General features: G+C 74.5%; 13 protein-coding genes and 1 tRNA gene. 11 read left to right on the forward strand and 3 right to left on the reverse strand.

Annotation, left to right across the window (positions count from 1 at the left end; genetic code table 11):
- Positions 1–3: 3 nt before the first annotated feature.
- Entirely contained in the window at positions 4–2,286 is a 2,283-nt protein-coding gene (locus J5Y04_RS28435; protein ID WP_307853338.1) for a DUF4139 domain-containing protein, read from the reverse strand.
- Between the two features lie 366 nt (positions 2,287–2,652).
- On the opposite strand from J5Y04_RS28435, the gene J5Y04_RS28440 reads away from it, so the two are divergent.
- The 4 genes from J5Y04_RS28440 (at position 2,653) to der (ending at position 7,603) form a co-directional block, all read left to right on the forward strand.
- Complete coding sequence (locus tag J5Y04_RS28440; RefSeq protein WP_148642356.1) at positions 2,653–3,738, forward strand: prephenate dehydrogenase; 1,086 nt, start codon at positions 2,653–2,655, stop codon at positions 3,736–3,738.
- Between the two features lie 168 nt (positions 3,739–3,906).
- Positions 3,907–5,064 carry a hypothetical protein gene (locus J5Y04_RS28445; protein WP_209415266.1) on the forward strand — a complete coding sequence of 386 codons (1,158 nt, stop codon included), beginning with the start codon at positions 3,907–3,909 and terminating at the stop codon, positions 5,062–5,064.
- A 201-nt stretch (positions 5,065–5,265) separates the two neighbouring features.
- Complete coding sequence (gene cmk / locus J5Y04_RS28450) at positions 5,266–5,979, forward strand: (d)CMP kinase (protein ID WP_209415267.1); 714 nt, start codon at positions 5,266–5,268, stop codon at positions 5,977–5,979.
- A 169-nt stretch (positions 5,980–6,148) separates the two neighbouring features.
- Positions 6,149–7,603, forward strand: coding sequence for a ribosome biogenesis GTPase Der (gene der / locus J5Y04_RS28455; protein WP_209415268.1), 1,455 nt, complete (start codon positions 6,149–6,151; stop codon positions 7,601–7,603).
- A gap of 204 nt (positions 7,604–7,807) precedes the next feature.
- On the opposite strand, the gene J5Y04_RS28460 is transcribed toward der, so the two are convergent.
- Positions 7,808–8,671 (reverse strand): hypothetical protein, encoded by an 864-nt coding sequence (locus J5Y04_RS28460; protein ID WP_209415372.1) that lies wholly within the window; start codon positions 8,669–8,671, stop codon positions 7,808–7,810.
- A gap of 202 nt (positions 8,672–8,873) precedes the next feature.
- Entirely contained in the window at positions 8,874–9,737 is an 864-nt protein-coding gene (locus J5Y04_RS28465) for a hypothetical protein (protein WP_209415269.1), read from the reverse strand.
- Between the two features lie 750 nt (positions 9,738–10,487).
- Between J5Y04_RS28465 and J5Y04_RS28470 the strand changes: the two genes are divergently transcribed.
- The 7 genes from J5Y04_RS28470 to J5Y04_RS28500 all read left to right on the forward strand — a co-directional run bounded on the left by J5Y04_RS28470 (position 10,488) and on the right by J5Y04_RS28500 (position 16,634).
- Positions 10,488–11,294, forward strand: coding sequence for a transglycosylase family protein (locus J5Y04_RS28470; protein ID WP_209415270.1), 807 nt, complete (start codon positions 10,488–10,490; stop codon positions 11,292–11,294).
- 219 nt (positions 11,295–11,513) lie between these two features.
- Positions 11,514–11,987 (forward strand): transglycosylase family protein, encoded by a 474-nt coding sequence (locus tag J5Y04_RS43665; RefSeq protein ID WP_307853339.1) that lies wholly within the window; start codon positions 11,514–11,516, stop codon positions 11,985–11,987.
- A 64-nt stretch (positions 11,988–12,051) separates the two neighbouring features.
- On the forward strand, positions 12,052–12,765 hold the full coding sequence (locus tag J5Y04_RS28480; protein ID WP_374106127.1) for an alpha-ketoglutarate-dependent dioxygenase AlkB: 714 nt from the start codon (positions 12,052–12,054) through the stop codon (positions 12,763–12,765).
- 348 nt (positions 12,766–13,113) lie between these two features.
- The gene (locus J5Y04_RS28485; protein ID WP_209415271.1) at positions 13,114–13,974 is read left to right on the forward strand and encodes an acyl-CoA thioesterase II; all 861 of its coding nucleotides are present in this window, start codon (positions 13,114–13,116) and stop codon (positions 13,972–13,974) included.
- 98 nt (positions 13,975–14,072) lie between these two features.
- Positions 14,073–14,864: a DUF1684 domain-containing protein gene (locus J5Y04_RS28490; protein ID WP_209415272.1), complete on the forward strand. Its 792-nt coding sequence runs from the start codon at positions 14,073–14,075 to the stop codon at positions 14,862–14,864.
- Between the two features lie 283 nt (positions 14,865–15,147).
- Positions 15,148–16,425 carry an MFS transporter gene (locus J5Y04_RS28495; RefSeq protein WP_374106121.1) on the forward strand — a complete coding sequence of 426 codons (1,278 nt, stop codon included), beginning with the start codon at positions 15,148–15,150 and terminating at the stop codon, positions 16,423–16,425.
- A gap of 135 nt (positions 16,426–16,560) precedes the next feature.
- Positions 16,561–16,634: transfer RNA gene (locus J5Y04_RS28500), tRNA-Pro, on the forward strand.
- Positions 16,635–16,695 lie beyond the last annotated feature (61 nt).

Genomic DNA, 16,695 nt, shown 5'->3' on the forward strand with positions numbered 1-16,695 from the left:
CGTTCAGTTCCTCCGGTTTCCGCCGACGATGGCCTTTCCGGCCGGGATTCTGATCTGGTAGCCGCCGTCGAGTTCGGCCCGGCCGCCCGGTGGCAGGTCGACCCGCCAGAGCCGGGTGCTGGGCGGGCACTCCGGGGACGGGACGGTGGGCGCGTGCCAGGCGGCCCGCTCCTCGATCCGGATGTCGGCCTCCGAGGCGACCGGCACGCGTTCGCGGACCTCCACAGTGGCGGCCCGCCCGAGCCGGTTCACCAGCTCCACGTGCACCCGGTGGTCGAGCACGGTGCTGTTGTTCAGCATGCCCGCCGTGGACTCGTGCAGCTCGGTGCGGCGCGCGACCTCGATGCCCTCGGTGACGCCGGTGCCGAGCCGTTGGGTGCCGCCCGGCGCGAGCGTGGGCAGCGCGGCGGTGAGCAGGAACTCGTCGTCGACGGTGACCTCGACCGGGCCGGCGAGGACGGCCTGCGCCGTCCGGTTGTCGAGCACCAGCGTGCCGTAGACCTTCTCCTCGACGGAGGGGACGGTGACGTACTCGGAGCGGACGGAGAGCGGGATCTCGCCGACCGTGACGGTGTGCCAGGTGCCGTCGGAGGGGATGTCGGCGGGGGCGGCGGCGTCGAAGCGGTGGTTGAAGGAGCCGGCCGAGACGCGCGGCGGCACGGCGTGGCGGGGGAGCGGAAGGGCGATCAGGGCCCGGGCGGCGCTCGCCGCCGGGGACGGGGCTTCACCGGCCCGGCCGGCGGAGGGCGGGCCGAGGGTGCCGCGGCGGGCGGCGGGCGCCTCCGGACCGGCCAGGACGAGCGCGGGGTAGTCGAGGAGCGCGGCGTCGGGGGCCGGGGGAGCGAACGGGCGCTCCCCGCCCGTGTCCGCCGTGAGACCTCCTGCGCCTCCTCCTCCGGCCCGTGCGCCTGTCCCCGCGCCGGCCATGGCCTCGGCGTAGCCGGCCTGGGCGCCCCGGGCGGACGCGGCGGCGGAGCGCGAGGCGCGGGCCCGGCGGGCGGCCGGTGCCGGTGCCGCGGCCGGGGCGGGTGCCGGGGCGCCCGGCGGGGCGGGCATCGGCGGGGCCGGCATCGGGCCACCGGGCTGCGGTGGCGGGGCGCCGTAGCCGAGGAAGTCCGGGGCCTCGTCGGCCGCGCGGGTACCGCCGGCGAGGGGCATCAGGGGTGCGGCGGGGGCGGCGCCGACCGCGACCGGGAGCGGGACCGGCCGGCGCGGCTCCGGGCGGGGACCGGCCGCGTCGTAGCCGGCGAAGAGGTCCGTGAGGCCCGCCGGGGGCTCGCGCCAGCCCGAGGGCGGCGGGGCCGGCTGGCTGCGGCCGATCCTCAGCGAGCGCAGCCGCGGCAGGTCGGTACGCCGGTCCAGGTCGGCGCTGGACAGCGCGAGGCGGACACCGGTCCAGTCCTCGCCGGTCCTCTGGGCGACGGAGGCGCGCAGCACCAGCTGCCCGGTGTCCGAGCCCTGCCGGTACGACAGGCGGTAGGCGGGCACCCAGCGGGCGGCGGGGACACCGTATTCGAGCTCGATGTCGAGCTCGGTGGCGTTGGTGGCGTTGGCGTTGGAGTTGGCGTCGCTGGCGTCAGGGGAGATGGGGGCGTCGGGGTCGGCGCTGGGGCCCGGGCCCGGGCCGGGGTCGGTGGCGAGGTGGGGAGGGGTGAGGGTGAGCAGGACGGTCGCGGAGGTCTCCACGGGGTGGACCGGCCCGGCGGTGGACGAGCGTTCCAGCCGGTCGGTGAGCACCTCGGTCTCGTGCTCGGCGAGTTCGAGCTCCCGGGTCAGCTCCCCGGCCCGCCCGTGGAGCCGCGCGAGCCGCTCGTCCACGAACTCGGCCAGCTCGAGCCAGGCGTCGGCCGGCGTCCGGCGCAGAGGTTCGTCGCGCCGGCGCTGCGGTGGTACGGCGCGCAGCGCCGTGGTCTCGGCGATGGCGGTGAGGACCAGCCGGTGCCGCTCCCGGACGGCACACTCGTGCTCTCTGGCCTCGTCCAACTGCGCTCGCAGCTCGGGTAGTTCGGCGGGGGTGCGGAGTTCGGCGACCGGTTCGAGCCGGGCCTCGGTGACCGCGGTGCCGGGCGGGCCGTCGAGCACCCGGGCCCGCAACGACCTTCCGTCGAGTGCCTGCGGCAGCCCGGTCAGCCGGAGTCGCCCGCCCGGTGGCAGGGCCACCCGGGCCCGGCGGCGGCAGACCGCCCCGGAGGCATAGACCACGACGGAGTCGAGCACCGACGGGTGGGCCGGTACCGCCGGCCCGTCGGAGCGTTCCCTGCCGCCTGCGCTGTGCTGATCGTTCACCCGGCTACCCCTTCGTTCGCGCCGCTCGCGCCGATTCGCGCGCTGCCGCCCCCGCGCGGTCAGTCTGCCTCGCTTCGGCGTGGGCGTCCGTGGATTTCGCCCGTGCGTCCGGGCCCGTGTCTGTGCTGTTCCTGTGACCGCGTCCGGGTCTGTGCCCGGGTCTGTGCCCGGGTCTGTGCCCGGGTTCGTGTCCGTGTCCGTGTGTGTCCGTGTCCGCGTCCGTGGTGTGTGAGAGGGGACGGGCACGGAGGCGGCGCGGTTGCGGTCGGCGGGTGGGAGGTGTCGGCGGTGGCCACGGGGGTGGTGGGGATGCGAGAGGATGGGCGGGCACGTCCAGGCCAGCCCCGTGAGGAGAGCCAACCCGCCATGCGCACTGCCGTCGTCGTCGGTACCGGACTCATCGGCACGTCCGCCGCGCTCGCCCTGACGGGTCGCGGGCTGACCGTCCATCTGGAGGACAGCGACCCGGACGCGGCCCGCACCGCCGCCTCGCTCGGCGCCGGCACCACCGAACCCGCCGACGGACCGGTGGACCTGGCGATCATCGCCGTACCGCCCGCGCTCGTCGGCAAGGTGCTCTCCGACTGCCAGCGGCGCGGCCTGGCCCGCTGGTACACCGACGTCGCCAGCGTGAAGGACGGCCCGCGCGCCGAGGTGGCCGCACTGGGCTGCGACACCGTGCACTACATCGGCAGCCACCCGATGGCCGGGCGCGAGCGTTCGGGCCCGCTGGCCGCCCGTGCGGACCTGTTCGAGGGCCGGCCCTGGGTTCTCACCCCTACCGCCGACACCGACACCGAGACGCTCAACGCCGTTCTGGAGCTCGTCGCCCTCTGCGGTGCGATGCCGATCGTGATGGACGCCGCCGCGCACGACCGCGCCGTCGCGCTGGTCTCGCACGCCCCGCAACTGGTCTCCTCGCTGGTCGCCGCCCGCCTGGAGAACGCCGACGAGACGGCCATAAGGCTCTCCGGCCAGGGTGTCCGGGACGTCACCCGGATCGCGGCCTCCAATCCCGGCATGTGGGTGGACATCCTCTCCGCCAACGCCGGTGCGGTCGCCGACATCCTGGAGGAGGTCGCCGCCGACCTCGGCGACACCGTCACCGCACTGCGCGCGCTCCAGGCCGCCGAGGAGGGCGAACGCCAGGCCGGCGCGGCCGGGATCGAGGCCGTGATGCGCCGCGGCAACACCGGCCAGGCCCGCATCCCCGGCAAGCACGGCGCGCCGCCCACCCGGTACGAGACGGTGGCCGTGGTGCTCGGTGACCAGCCGGGCGAGCTGGGCCGCCTCTTCGGGGAGGTCGGTGCGGCGGGCGTCAACATCGAGGACGTCGACATCGAGCACTCGACCGGCCAGCAGGTCGGCTTCGTCCAGCTGTCGGTCGCCCCGGCGGCGGTGAAGCCGCTGACGGCGGCGCTGCGGGCGAGCGGGTGGAGCGTCCGGGACTGAGCCGGCCGGTACCGGGGAGCGCGGCGGTTCCGGTGGACCTCCTGTTCGACTGAACCCGTCTCGTCTCGGTGGAGGCGGGTCGGGCCGGCGCGGCCGCGGCTGCGGCGGACTGGGCCGAACTGGGCCGGTCCGGTCCGGGCCGGGCCGGGTGACAGACCGGGGAGCGGCATGGGGACGGGCGATGCACTGGTGACGGCGTCGACGCAGGAGGACGCATGGGCGCTGCGGCGTGCGGGGGCCCGGCTCCGCACCGAGCTGAGGGATCCGGCGCGGGGCGGCGCCCTGGTGCCGGAGGCCGTGCCGGTGCTGATCCGGATGCTGCGGGCGCCGAGCGGCCGGTCCCGCCGGGACGCGCTGCGCCTGCTCGCCGAGCTTGCCGGGCGGCCGGCGGCCTACTGGTGGCCGATCTGGGACCGGGGCGGCCGGGCTCTTCTGGCACCGGTGGTGCCCGAGGTCGCCCGACTGGCCGGTGACACGGACCGGAAGGTCCGGGGGCTCGTCCCTTCCGGACGGCCCTCTGCAACGTGGCGCTCGGTCGGCTGCTCGGCACGTACGGGGGCCGAGGCCGCTGCCCTGCTGCCGGTGGTCCGGGCCGCCGCCCTGCAGAACGCCGTTGTGTCGGCGGCCGCCCTGGAGGTGCTGGCCGGCTGGGGGCCCGCTGCGGCCCCGGCCGTACCGGAGCTGACCGGCGCCCTGGACACCGCCGAGGCCAGGCGGGCCGCCGCTGCGCTCGGTGCGGTCGGTCCGGCCGCGGACCGGGCCGCCCCGCGCCTGCGCGAGCTGGCCGAGGGCGTCGGAGTGCCCGCGGTGACCCCCGGCCCCCGCGACCCGCGCGCCCTGCCCTGGCACGGCGCGCAGACCGCCGCGTGGGCGTACTGGCGGATCACCGGGGAGCATCGGCTCGCACTGCGGGTGCTCGGGGAGGCCGTCGCGGCGGGCCCCGGGCGCCCACACCTGCGCTACCTGGCCGACCTCGGCCCGCTGGCGAGCCGGCACGCCGAGGCCGTCCGGGCGCTGCTCGACCACCCCGGGGACTGGACCCGCGTGGAGGCCGCGCACGCGTGGTGGCGGCTGACCGGTGAGCCCGGCCCGGCCGTCGAGGTCCTCGCCGGTGAGCTGGCCTCGGCGCGGCCGACGGACGAGCTGCCGGCCGTACTGAGGTACCTCACCGGGATCGGCGGCCCGGCCGCGGCGGCGGCCCCCGTGCTGGAGGCGTACCTGAGCGGCCACCGGCGGGAGCTGGGCGGGACACCGCTGACCCCGCGGCAGGACGAGCTGCTGACGGCCGCGGCGGCCGGGGCGCTGGCGGCGATCCGCACCGGGTGAGGAAGCGGGCCGGGGCCGTCCTCCGGGGGCTGAGCGGCTCCGGAGGGCGGGCGGGCCGGGGTCGGGGCGGTCCCGGAGGGCGGGCGGGTCGGGGTCTGGCGGCGGTCCATTAACCTTGAGGGAGACATTCCCCGGTTTTCGCGCTGCGCCGATTCACGCCGCGCAGGTGCCGGGCCCAGGATTCAGAGAGAGGTTCGCCCCGTGGACACTGCCGACCGAGCGCACGCCCCGGTCGTCGTCGCCATCGACGGACCCTCCGGCTCCGGCAAGTCGACCGTCTCCCGTGCGGTCGCCGCCCGGCTCGGGCTCAGCTTCCTGGACACCGGTGCGATGTACCGGGCGATGACCTGGTGGATGCTGGCCAACGACGTCGACGTCGACGACCCCGAGGCCGTGGCCGTGGCCTGCGGCAAGCCGGTGATCGTCTCCGGCACCGACGCGGACGGCCCGACCATCACCGTCGACGGACAGGACGTGTCCGGTCCGATCCGTGGTCCCGAGGTGACCGCGCAGGTCAGCGCCGTCTCCGCGGTGCCGGCGGTGCGCTCCCGACTGGTGGAGTTGCAGCGAGGGTGCGCCGAGGTCGCCGAGCGCGGCATCGTCGCCGAGGGCCGGGACATGGGCAGCGTGGTGTTCCCGGACGCCACCGTCAAGATCTTCCTGACCGCCTCCGAAGCGGCCCGCGCCGAGCGCCGGGCGGCCGAGCTGCGCGCCAAGGGGCTCGACGAGGCGACCATCACCGCGATGGCCGCCGACCTGGCCCGCCGGGACGCGGCCGACTCCTCGCGCAAGACCGCCCCGCTCACCCAGGCCGCGGACGCGGTCCTGGTCGACACCAGCGAGCTCACCCTGGAGCAGGTGATCGGCACGATCACCGCGCTGGTGGAGGAGCGGGCGGAGCTCTCGGCGGTCTGACCGGCCGCCGTCGTTGTCCGATCGGGCCCACCCGGCCCGATCGTTGCTTGACCACCGAACGAACCGGGTGCCGTGGCGGCATCCCGGAACCACTCGCGCTGCCCCGGTGGGGCAGGTACGCACGGCGCGCCCCTGGGAAGGGCCGGGCCGGGAAACGGAAAACACGAACATGACCGCAGAGCACTCCGCCGCCGGACACGGTGAGCTGGACGCCTCCGAGTACGCCGAGTTCATGGCGCTCGCCGCCGAGGAGGGGTTCGACCCCGAGGACATCGACGGCCTCGGCGACGGCAGCCACGCGCCGCTGCCGGTGCTGGCCGTCGTCGGCCGCCCGAACGTCGGCAAGTCCACCCTGGTGAACCGCATCATCGGCCGCCGTGAGGCCGTCGTCGAGGACAAGCCGGGCGTCACCCGCGACCGCGTCAGCTACGAGGCCGCCTGGAACGGCCGCCGCTTCAAGGTGGTCGACACCGGCGGCTGGGAGATCGACGTCCTCGGCATCGACGCCATGGTGGCCGCCCAGGCCGAGCTGGGCATCGAGACCGCCGATGCGGTGCTGTTCGTGGTCGACGCCAAGGTGGGCGCCACGGACACCGACGAGGCCCTGATCAAGATCATCCGCCGGGCCGGCAAGCCGACCGTGCTCTGCGCCAACAAGGTCGACGGCCCGTCCACCGAGGCCGAGGCCGCCTACCTCTGGTCCCTCGGTCTCGGCGAGCCGTACCCCGTCTCGGCCCTGCACGGCCGCGGCTCCGGCGACCTGCTCGACGCCGTGATGGCCGCCCTCCCCGAGGCCCCGCCGCAGACCTTCGGCGACGCCGCCCCCGGCGGCCCCCGCCGCGTCGCGCTGATCGGCCGCCCGAACGTCGGCAAGTCCAGCCTGCTCAACAAGGTCGCCGGCGAGGAGCGGGTGGTCGTCAACGAGCTGGCCGGCACCACCCGCGACCCGGTCGACGAGATGATCGAACTCGGCGGCAAGACCTGGAAGTTCGTGGACACCGCCGGTATCCGCCGCCGGGTCCACCTGACCGCCGGCGCCGACTTCTACGCCTCGCTGCGCACCTCCTCCGCGCTGGAGAAGGCCGAGGTCGCGGTCGTCCTGATCGATGCCAGCGAGACCCTGGCCGAGCAGGACACCCGGATCATCTCGATGGCGGTCGAGGCCGGCCGCGCCGTCGTGGTCGCCTACAACAAGTGGGACCAGCTGGACGAGGAGCGCCGCTACTACCTGGAGCGCGAGATCGAGCGCGACCTCGTCCAGGTGCAGTGGGCCCCGCGGGTCAACGTGTCGGCCCTCACCGGCCGGCACATGGAGAAGCTCGTCCCGGCGATCGAGACCGCACTGGCCGGCTGGGAGACCCGCATCCCGACCGCCCGGCTGAACGCCTTCCTCGGCGAGCTCGTCGCCGCCCACCCGCACCCGATCCGGGGCGGCAAGCAGCCGCGCATCCTGTTCGGCACCCAGGCGGGCACCCGGCCGCCGCGTTTCGTGCTGTTCGCCTCGGGCTTCCTGGAGGCCGGCTATCGCCGCTTCGTCGAGCGTCGGCTCCGTGAGGAGTTCGGCTTCGTCGGCACGCCGATCTCGATCTCGGTGCGGGTGCGGGAGAAGCGGAAGAGGAAGTAACGGCAAGCAAGTCGGACGTGCGGGCGCGCACGTGACGCGGAGAGGGCCCTGCCACCACGGCTGGCGGGGCCCTCTCCGCGTGTGCGGGGCTGGCGGGTGGGTGTTGTCGGGCGGGTGTTGTCGGGTGGGGTCCGTGCACGGGGCCGGGCACAGGGCAAGGCCACAGGGCACAGGGCCGGGCAGAGGGTGCCGCGGCTCTGTTGCTCAGTGCTGGTCGCTGCTGCGGCCCGGGGGGAGGGAGAGCAGGTTGCGGTGGCGGCCGCCGGTGGCCGGGCCGGTGCCGGTGCCGGTGCCGGTGCCGGTGCCCGTCACCGGGGCGGGGGCGGGGGCGGTGGCGGGCATCGGGTGCGGGACCGGCCCGAGGTAGCCGGCGGCCACCCAGCCCTGGCCGTTGGTGAACTGGGCGGCGGGCTGGGCCGGTTGGCCCCCCTGGGTGCTTCGGGTGCCCTGGCCGCCCTGGGTGCCGTGGCCGCCCGGGGTTCCGAGGGCGCCGGAGGTTGCGTCGCCTGCCTGGGCGGGGTGGCCGGAGTGGGAGGACGGTCCGGCCAGGTGGCCGTGGCCGGCGCTCTCGCCGACGGAGCCGGAACCGGAGCCGGCGTCGTTGGCGGGCGTGTGCGAGGCGCTGTTGTGGGAGGCGTGGCCGGCGTGGGTGCTCTGGACACCATGGCTGCTGTGGCTGCTGTGGCTGCTGTGGGTGCCCTGGCTGCCATGGGTTCCGTGGCCGGTGTGGCCCGGGCCGGTCTGCTGGTTCGGCATGAACTGGGGGATGCCGAGGGCCTGTCCCGCGTACGTCTGGAACGCCTGGTGCTGCGGCGGGAACGGCCGGGGTTCGCCGAGCGAGGGGTAGCCGTTGTCCCGGACGGCGAAGCCGGTGAACCTCAGGTTCTCCTCGCCGGAGCGGTCGCCCGGCAGCGCCCGGAACAGCCGCCGGTACTCGGAGTACAGCTCGTCGTAGATCGGCGTCGTCGAGTGGGGGTGCTCCGCGTCGTACGACGGGCGCATGCCCGGGATCGCACGGGGGACGGTGGTGGACCGGCGGTGGGAGGCGGAGACGTCGTAGCTGTACACGTAGGGGCCAACGAGTGAACCCGCCGGGGGATGCGGGGTGAGGCGGCCCCGCCGTCGGCCGGTCTCGTCGATCCGGGGCGTGGATCGACGAGACCGGCCGACGCCGAGGCGGTGGGTCGTTGTGGGGGCGGCTCGGGCGGGGCCGGGGTGCGGGCCGGGCCGCGGGTGGTTCGGGTGCGGGTGGTTCGGGTTCGAGTGCGGCTCAGGTGCCCGCGAGCGGGAGGGAGGCGGCGACGACCTGGCCCATGGCGATGGCGCGCTCCAGCGCCTGGCGGAGCAGGTCCTCGCGCGGCTGGCGACCGACCATGCCGGCCGGGACGGCGTACATCGTCACCTCCGCCAGCTGGTTCGCGGCGGACCGCCAGGCGTCGGTGACCTGGAGCGGCTGGTGCGCCTGCCACCAGCCCGTGCTGCCACCGGCGGCCGCCGGCTGGAGGATCGCGTGCAACTTGCCCATGGCGACCAGGACCGACCAGCCGGCCAGCTGCTCCGGCGTCCTGTCGATGTCGGTGACGGGCTGGAAGCCGGCGTCCTGGAGGAGGTCGAGGAACTCGTCGGTGCCGGAGGTGTTGCCCGGCCGGCCGACCGGTCCGGTGGGCTCGACCACGAGTGCGGCGTGGCCGGTGTCCCCGTGCAGCACCAGCCCGCAGGTGATGCCCAGGATGGCGGCCTGACCCGGCGCGGTGGGCCGCTCGGGGGCGGGCTGCCCGACGGCCGCGGTCGCGGGGGCCGGCACGGCGGCCGTCGGCGGGACGGTCGGTGGGACGGTGGCCATGGGCGTGTCGGTCTGGGCCTGGCTGATGCTGCGCACCGCGCCTACCAGCTGCTCCTCGGCGACCGGCACCACCTGGGAGGGGATGCAGCGGGCGTGTGCGAAGGCGAGCACCGCGGTCTCCTCGCCGACGAACAGCACGGTGCTGGTGGGCTCCTGGAGGGAGTCGCCCGGGGTGCGGCAGGAGGTGCACTCGTAGCTGTCGGGTGCGTGGGCGCCGCCGAGCAGGCGGTCGGCCTCGTCGTCGCCGATCTCGGATCGGACCTCGTCGCTGACGTCGAGCATGCGCGGCACTGGGACTCCTCGGGTGTCGGGTTTGTTGCGGGCTGGGGGCGGGTTCAGGCGGGTTCGGGCGGGTTTCAGGCGGGCGGTGGGTCGTGCGCTGGGGGCGGGCTCGGGCTGGTGTGAGGCTCGGGCTCGGATGGGGCGTGGGTCGGTGGCCGGACTCTGGGCGCTCCTCGGGTGGCCCTCGGGTGCTCCAAGGGGTCCAAACGGTCGATTCCGGCCGCCTTTACCAACGGACCCCTGTGGCAGGGGTCACGGGTGGGCGCCGCGGCTGACGGGAATTGCCCCTGAATCGATCGCAGTGCGTGTTCCGATGGCTGCAATCTGTCGATGTCGATGACGAGGCTGCCGGAATGAAACCGTGAGGTGGGTCACGGCTCGCAGATGTTTGATCTAGGAAATGACGGTTAAATCGGACATTTGGGGCATGATTACAAGGTCGTTACCGCGGGTAACGCCTGGCTGAGCTGGGCAGACCGTCGATTGTTTGGATCCCCGGCCGCCGACTCGTAGCTTCATTGGCGGTGCAACGAGCACCACCCGGGTTCACCCCCGACGCACAGCCCGCCGGTTCACCCCGGCGCCGGCAGTGCCCGCCGATGCGACCGCTCGAACAGGTCCCCGGTGCGTGGTGGGTGGCCGGGGCGGCGCGGCACGTCCGACACGTGCCCGGCCGCCCGACGGACGCGGCGAGCGAAATCGACCCCCCTTCGAGGGCTTGGTTCCGCATGCCCGCCCGGGGCTGTCGAGAGGAACCCCATGACCTTCCGTAACGAGTCCGCCGCTGCCACCACCTCCACCGTCACCAAGCGCAACCGCGTTCGGATGGCGGTCGTGGCGGGCGCCGCTGTCGCGGCCCTGCCGGTGGCCGGCCTCGTCACGGCCACCTCGGCCTCCGCCGCCTCCGTCTCCACCTGGGACGCCGTCGCCCAGTGCGAGAGCGGCGGCAACTGGGCCATCAACACCGGCAACGGTTTCTACGGCGGTCTGCAGTTCACCTCCAGCACCTGGGCCGCCTTCGGTGGCACCGCCTTCGCCCCGCAGGCCAACCTGGCCACCAAGGCGCAGCAGATCTCCATCGCCGAGAAGGTCCTCGCCTCGCAGGGCCCGGGCGCCTGGCCCGTCTGCTCCGTCAAGGCCGGTCTGACCAAGGGCGGCGCCCCGGCCGCGGTCGACACCTCCGCCGGCTCGGCCACCGCCGCGAAGCCGGCCGCCCCGGCCGCCACCGCCGCGCCGAAGGCCGCCCCGGCCCCCAAGGCCGCCGAGGCCCCGAAGGCCGCCGCGCCGAAGGCTGCCGAGGCCCCCAAGGCCGCCGTCGCCGCGCCGAAGTCCTCCGACTCCGCGAAGTCGTGGAAGTCCGACAACGCCGCGAAGTCCGGCAAGGCCGCGACCTCGAACGACGCCCAGCCGGCCAACGGTGGCAACTACACCGTCAAGTCCGGTGACACCCTGAGCACCATCGCGGCCGCCAAGGGCATCGACTGGCACGCCCTGTACAACAACAACGCCAAGGTCATCGGCGGCAACCCCGACCTGATCTTCCCGGGCCAGACCCTCACCGTCTGATCCCCGGCACCGTCTGACCCCCGGCACCGTCCGATCCCCGGTCCGGCCGACCTCTGGTCAGGCTGGACCCCCGGACGTGTCGTCCGGCCGGCCGCTTCTCCGCTGTGCGGGGGAGCGGTCGTCGGCGTGTCCGGCGTGTCGGGGCCTGCCGGGGAGGGGCACGCCTAGGGTCGGCTGCTGTGCCTTCTCAGCTTTCATAGGATCAGCCGTGAATCCTTCGTGCCGATTGGCAGTCCGGCGCGGGTCCTCGTTGCCCTCGCCGCCGCACTGTTACTGACCGCCGGACCGCTGCCCGGCCGGCAGGCCCGGGCCGCCCCGGCCGTCGCGGACACGGTCTGGGACGACCTCGCCGAGTGCGAGAGCGGCGGCGACTGGCGGGCCAACACCGGGAACGGCTACTTCGGCGGGCTGCAGATCTGGCCGCCGACCTGGGAGGAGGCCGGCGGCCTGCGGTACGCCCGCCGGCCCGACCTGGCGAGCCGGCGCCAGCAGACCGCCGTCGCCGAGGAGATCCTCCGGATGCAGGGGTGGGAGGCCTGGCCGGTCTGCGCGCGAGAGATCGGGATGATCGGTGGCGAGCTGGATGAACCGGACCAGCCGGATGGGCCGGACCAGCCGGACGAACCGGATGAGCCGGCCCGGCCGGATGTGCCGGATGTGCCGGACGGACCGGACGGGCCGGGCGTGCGGTGAGCGGGTGGGGCGCCACGCCGTTCGGGTGCCGCTTGTCGGAGGGGTGCGCGACGATGGTGGGGTGATCCAGGGCGAGCTGTTCGGCGCGGGCGGAGGCGTTGGCGCGGGTGCGTCGCGTGAGCGCTCCGAGCCCGCGCCCGGCGTGGTGCTCGTCCCCGGCTGGCTCGACGCCGCAGCCCAGTCGCACCTGGTCGCCGCCTGCCGGGAGTGGGCCCGACCGCCCGCCGGGATGCACACCGTCCGGATGCCGACCGGCGGTCTGATGTCCGTGCAGATGGTCAGCCTCGGGTGGCACTGGTACCCGTACGGCTACCGCCGGACCGCCGCCGACGGCACACCCGTCAAGGCGTTCCCCCCGGAGCTCGGCCGGCTGGCCCGCCGGGCCGTCGCCGAGGCTTACGGCGAGGCGGTCGGCGACATCGCGGGCGCGACCGGGTACGAGCCGGACGTCGCGATCGTCAACCACTACCCGCACGGCGCGAAGATGGGCCTGCACCAGGACCGCGACGAGCGGACCGACGCGCCGGTGGTCTCGCTGTCGCTCGGCGACACCTGCGTCTTCCGGCTCGGGAACACCGAGACCCGGACCCGCCCGTGGACCGACCTGGAACTGCACAGCGGTGACCTGCTGGTCTTCGGAGGCCCGTCCAGGTTCGCGTACCACGGCGTGGTGCGCACGTTGCCCGGCACGGCGGATCCGGCGCTCGGGCTGACCGGGCGGCTCAACATCACCGTCCGCCGGTCGGGCCTGCGGTCCGCTGTGGGTGGAGCCGGTTAGGGGCCCGGGCCGGTGAGCGCCGCGCCGGGGGTCGAGGGCCGGGGGTCGAGGGCCAAGGGCCGGAGTTGCGGGCCTGGGGTCGAGGGCCGGAGTTGCGGGGCGCGGGAGGGTCGGGGGCTGTGGCGCCAGGGTTGTGGTGCGGGGGCGGTGCTGCGAGGGCTGTGGTGAGGGTCGGTGTTCGGTCGTGTGGAATCTCGTTCGAGTGAATCGGCAGCGGCCGCCCCGGGTGCGGGGAATGTCCGGGCTCGATGGAGAATTCGACAGGGCGGGGAAATTCGAGAACACGGGCGTCGGCGGCCAGGCGGAAGACCTCCGTCCGGGCCGGCTGCCTGGAGAGGAAGTGCACGCATGGGTACCCCCGTCGACGAACTCGTCGCACTGCTGGACCTTGAGCAGATCGAACTGAACATCTTCCGCGGGCGCAGCCCCGAGGAGGCGCTCCAGCGGACCTTCGGCGGCCAGGTCGCCGGACAGGCCCTGGTGGCGGCAGGGCGCACGGTGGACGGTGAGCGCCCGGTGCACTCGCTGCACGCCTACTTCCTGCGCCCCGGGGTGCCCGGCGTGCCGATCGTCTACCAGGTGGACCGGATCCGGGACGGCCGCTCGTTCACCACCCGCCGGGTGCTGGCCATCCAGGGCGGCCGGTCGATCTTCGCCCTCACCGCGGACTTCCACCTCCCGGAGGAGGGCGGCATCGAGCACCAGTACCCGATGCCCGAGGTCGCCGCCCCCGAGGACCTGCCCAGCGCGCTGGAGGAGGTCGGCTCCCGCCTCGGCGAGCTGCCCCCGTTCATCAGCCGCCGGCAGCCGTTCGACATCCGGTACGTCGACCGGCTGAAGTGGAACAAGGAGGAGTTGGCCGGCGTCGAGGCCCGCAGCGGCGTCTGGCTGCGCACCAACGGCGCCCTGCCCGACGACCCGCTGATCCACGTCTGCGCCCTCACCTACGCGAGCGACATGACGCTGCTGGACGCCGTCCGCGCCCCCGTCGAGCCGCTCTGGGGCACCCGCCACTTCGACATGGCCTCGCTCGACCACGCGATGTGGTTCCACCAGCCGTTCCGGGCCGACGACTGGCTGCTCTACCAGCAGGAATCCCCGATCGCACACGGTGCCCGGGGCCTGGCGCGCGGGCAGATCTACGACCGTAGCGGGCAGCTGGTGGTCTCGGTGGTGCAGGAGGGGCTGTTCCGGCCGCTCAAGGGTTGATCCGGCCCCGGGAATGATCCACCCCGGTGGTCGGCGTTGAGGAGTTGACGGACTAGGGACGGCCTGCGGGCCGTGGACCGGAGTGGGAGGGTACGCCGATGACGGCGACAGCCGCGGAGGAATGGAAGCACTGGAGCGACAACCGGGCGGCGGCGGTGGGCACCGCGCACGGCCAGCTGGCGCTCACCGGTACGCACTGGCTGGAGCCCGAGCCCGCCGAGGTCCCCGGCCTGCCCGGTCTCTGGTGGGCCGACGCGGAGGGCGTCCGGGTCCGGGCGGCGGCCGTCGACGGGATCACGGTCACCGGCGCGGAGGCCCCCGTCGACGGTGAGGTGCTGCTCCGCCCGGACAGCGACCCGGCCGCCGACACCGCGGTGCTGGGCGAACTGCGCCTCGTCCCGATCGAGCGCGAGGGAGAGCTGGCCCTGCGGGTCTTCGACCCGGCCGCGCCGCGCCGGGCCTCCTTCGCCGGCATCTCCGCGTACGCCTACTCGCCGGAGTGGGCCGTCCCGGCGGTCTTCACCCCGTTCGAGGACGGCGGCGACCAGGCCGTCGTCGTCCCCAACGCGGACGGAAAGGAGCGCCCGCTGGCCGTCACCGGCCGGATCGCCTTCACTGTCGCGGGCGAGCACCGCACCCTGACCGTCAGCCGCGCGGGCAACAGCCTCTCCGGCGTCATCGCCGACGCGACCAGTGGAACGGACACCTACCGCTTCCGTTTCATCAACCTGCCCGCCCCGGACGAGGACGGTCACACCGTGCTCGACCTCAACCGCGCCTACCTGCCGCCGTGCGCCTTCTCGGACCACTTCATCTGCCCCTTCCCGCCGCCGGGCAACCGGCTGGACTTCGCGGTCGAGGCGGGGGAGAAGCAGGTGCTGACCCGGTAGCGGTTCCGGGGTGGGGCTTTCAGTGGTCTGTAGCTCGGGGTGGTTTGTAGGGGCACCCCCGTGGCTTGTAGGGGTCGCCCCGGTCGTGGGCGGGCCGGCGGGCGGGGCGAGGATGGGGGCTGTGTCGACCAATCATCCTGCCAATTCGGCGACCGGGCCCGCCTCAGCGGGTTCGGAGCCTGTCCTGCCCGACGCCGGCCCCGCCCCAGCCGACGCCGGGCCTGTCGCTGCCGGTGCCGGCCCCGCGCCAGCCGGTACCCAGCCTGTCTCGTCCCGGCCTCCTGTGACCGACGCCGGGCCCGACACCCCCGTACCGCCGTGGTACCGCCGCGCCGCTCGCGGGGCGTTCGCCGACCTCAGCCCGCTGCGCGACAACGCCGACTACCGGCGCGTCTGGTTCGGCCAGGCCGTCTCGTCGGTCGGCCAGCAGATGACGGCCGTCGCCGTCTCCGTCCAGGTCTACGACCTGACCGGCTCCACCTTCGCCACCGGCCTGGTCGGGCTGTTCTCCCTCTTCCCGCTGATCGCCTTCGGTCTCTACGGCGGCGCCATCGCCGACACCGTGGACCGCCGACGGCTCGGACTGATCGGCTCCGCCGGCCTCGCCGCCGTCTCCGCGGTCCTGGCCGCCCAGGCGCTCGCCGGGCTCGGCCTCGTCGCCGTCCTCTACGCCGCCGTCGCGGTCCAGGCCGGCTTCTTCGCGCTCAGCTCGCCCGCCCGCTCGGCGATGATCCCGCGCCTCGTCCCGAGCCACCAGCTCCCCGCCGCCAACGCCCTGAACACCGTCAGCATGAACCTCGGCCTCACCGTCGGCCCCATGCTCGGCGGCGTCCTCATCGGCGCCTACGGTGCCCAGGCCGCGTACCTGGTCGACACCGTCGCCTTCACCGCCACCCTCTACGCGATGTGGCGCCTGCCCGCCATGCGCCCGCTCGGCGAACGCAAGGGCCGCGCCTCCGTCCTCGACGGCCTGCGCTTCCTGCGCGAGCAGCCCAACCTGCGCACCAGCTTCCTCGCCGACCTGGCCGCCATGATCTTCGGCATGCCGCGCGCCCTCTTCCCCGCCATCGCGGTCACCTTCTACGGCGGCGACGCCCGTACCGTCGGCCTCCTGGTCTCCGCCCCCGCCGTCGGCGCCCTGGTCGGCGCCCTCTTCTCCGGCTGGGTCGGCCGCGTCAACCGCCAGGGCGTCGCCGTCCTCGCCTCCGTCGCGGCCTGGGGCCTCGCCATCGCCGCTTTCGGCCTCGCCCGCAACCTCTGGCTCGGCCTCCTGTTCCTCGCCGTCGCCGGCTGCGCCGACACCGTCAGCATGATCTTCCGCAACACGATGATGCAGGTCGCCGCCCCCGACGAGATGCGCGGCCGTCTCCAGGGCATCTTCATCGTGGTCGTCGCCGGCGGCCCCCGCCTCGGCGACTTCGAGTCCGGCGCCGTCGCCTCCCTCACCAGCCCCGCCGTCTCCGTCGTCAGCGGCGGCCTCGCCTGCCTCGCCGCCATCCTCCTCCTCGCCGCCCGCCGACCGGCCTTCCTCCGCTACGACGCACGCCACCCCACACCCTGACCTCGCGCCCGAACCAAACCTGGCAGCGAGCACCCCCCGACGTGCTGTATTGTTTTCCACGTCGCCGGGACACCGGGGACAAGGTCGAGAAGCCCACAGCAGAGCCCCCCAGGCTCCGCCGGGGCGCCGAGACCACGGGACGTGGCGCAGCTTGGTAGCGCACTTGACTGGGGGTCAAGGGGTCGCAGGTTCAAATCCTGTCGTCCCGACAGTGGTCAGAGGGCCGGAGACATTAGTCTCCGGCCCTTTCGACATCTACGGGTGACATCA

Source organism: Kitasatospora sp. RG8, from assembly GCF_017813315.1.
Lineage (GTDB): Bacteria > Actinomycetota > Actinomycetes > Streptomycetales > Streptomycetaceae > Kitasatospora.

What these genes read in the sequence shown, in the direction of transcription:
- J5Y04_RS28445 (WP_209415266.1), top strand. Translation starts at nt 3,907, where the DNA reads ATGGGGACGGGCGATGCACTGGTGACGGCGTCGACGCAGGAGGACGCA.
- J5Y04_RS28485 (WP_209415271.1), top strand. Translation starts at nt 13,114, where the DNA reads ATGGGTACCCCCGTCGACGAACTCGTCGCACTGCTGGACCTTGAGCAG.
- J5Y04_RS28440 (WP_148642356.1), top strand. Translation starts at nt 2,653, where the DNA reads ATGCGCACTGCCGTCGTCGTCGGTACCGGACTCATCGGCACGTCCGCC.
- J5Y04_RS28490 (WP_209415272.1), top strand. Translation starts at nt 14,073, where the DNA reads ATGACGGCGACAGCCGCGGAGGAATGGAAGCACTGGAGCGACAACCGG.
- J5Y04_RS28470 (WP_209415270.1), top strand. Translation starts at nt 10,488, where the DNA reads ATGACCTTCCGTAACGAGTCCGCCGCTGCCACCACCTCCACCGTCACC.
- der (WP_209415268.1), top strand. Translation starts at nt 6,149, where the DNA reads ATGACCGCAGAGCACTCCGCCGCCGGACACGGTGAGCTGGACGCCTCC.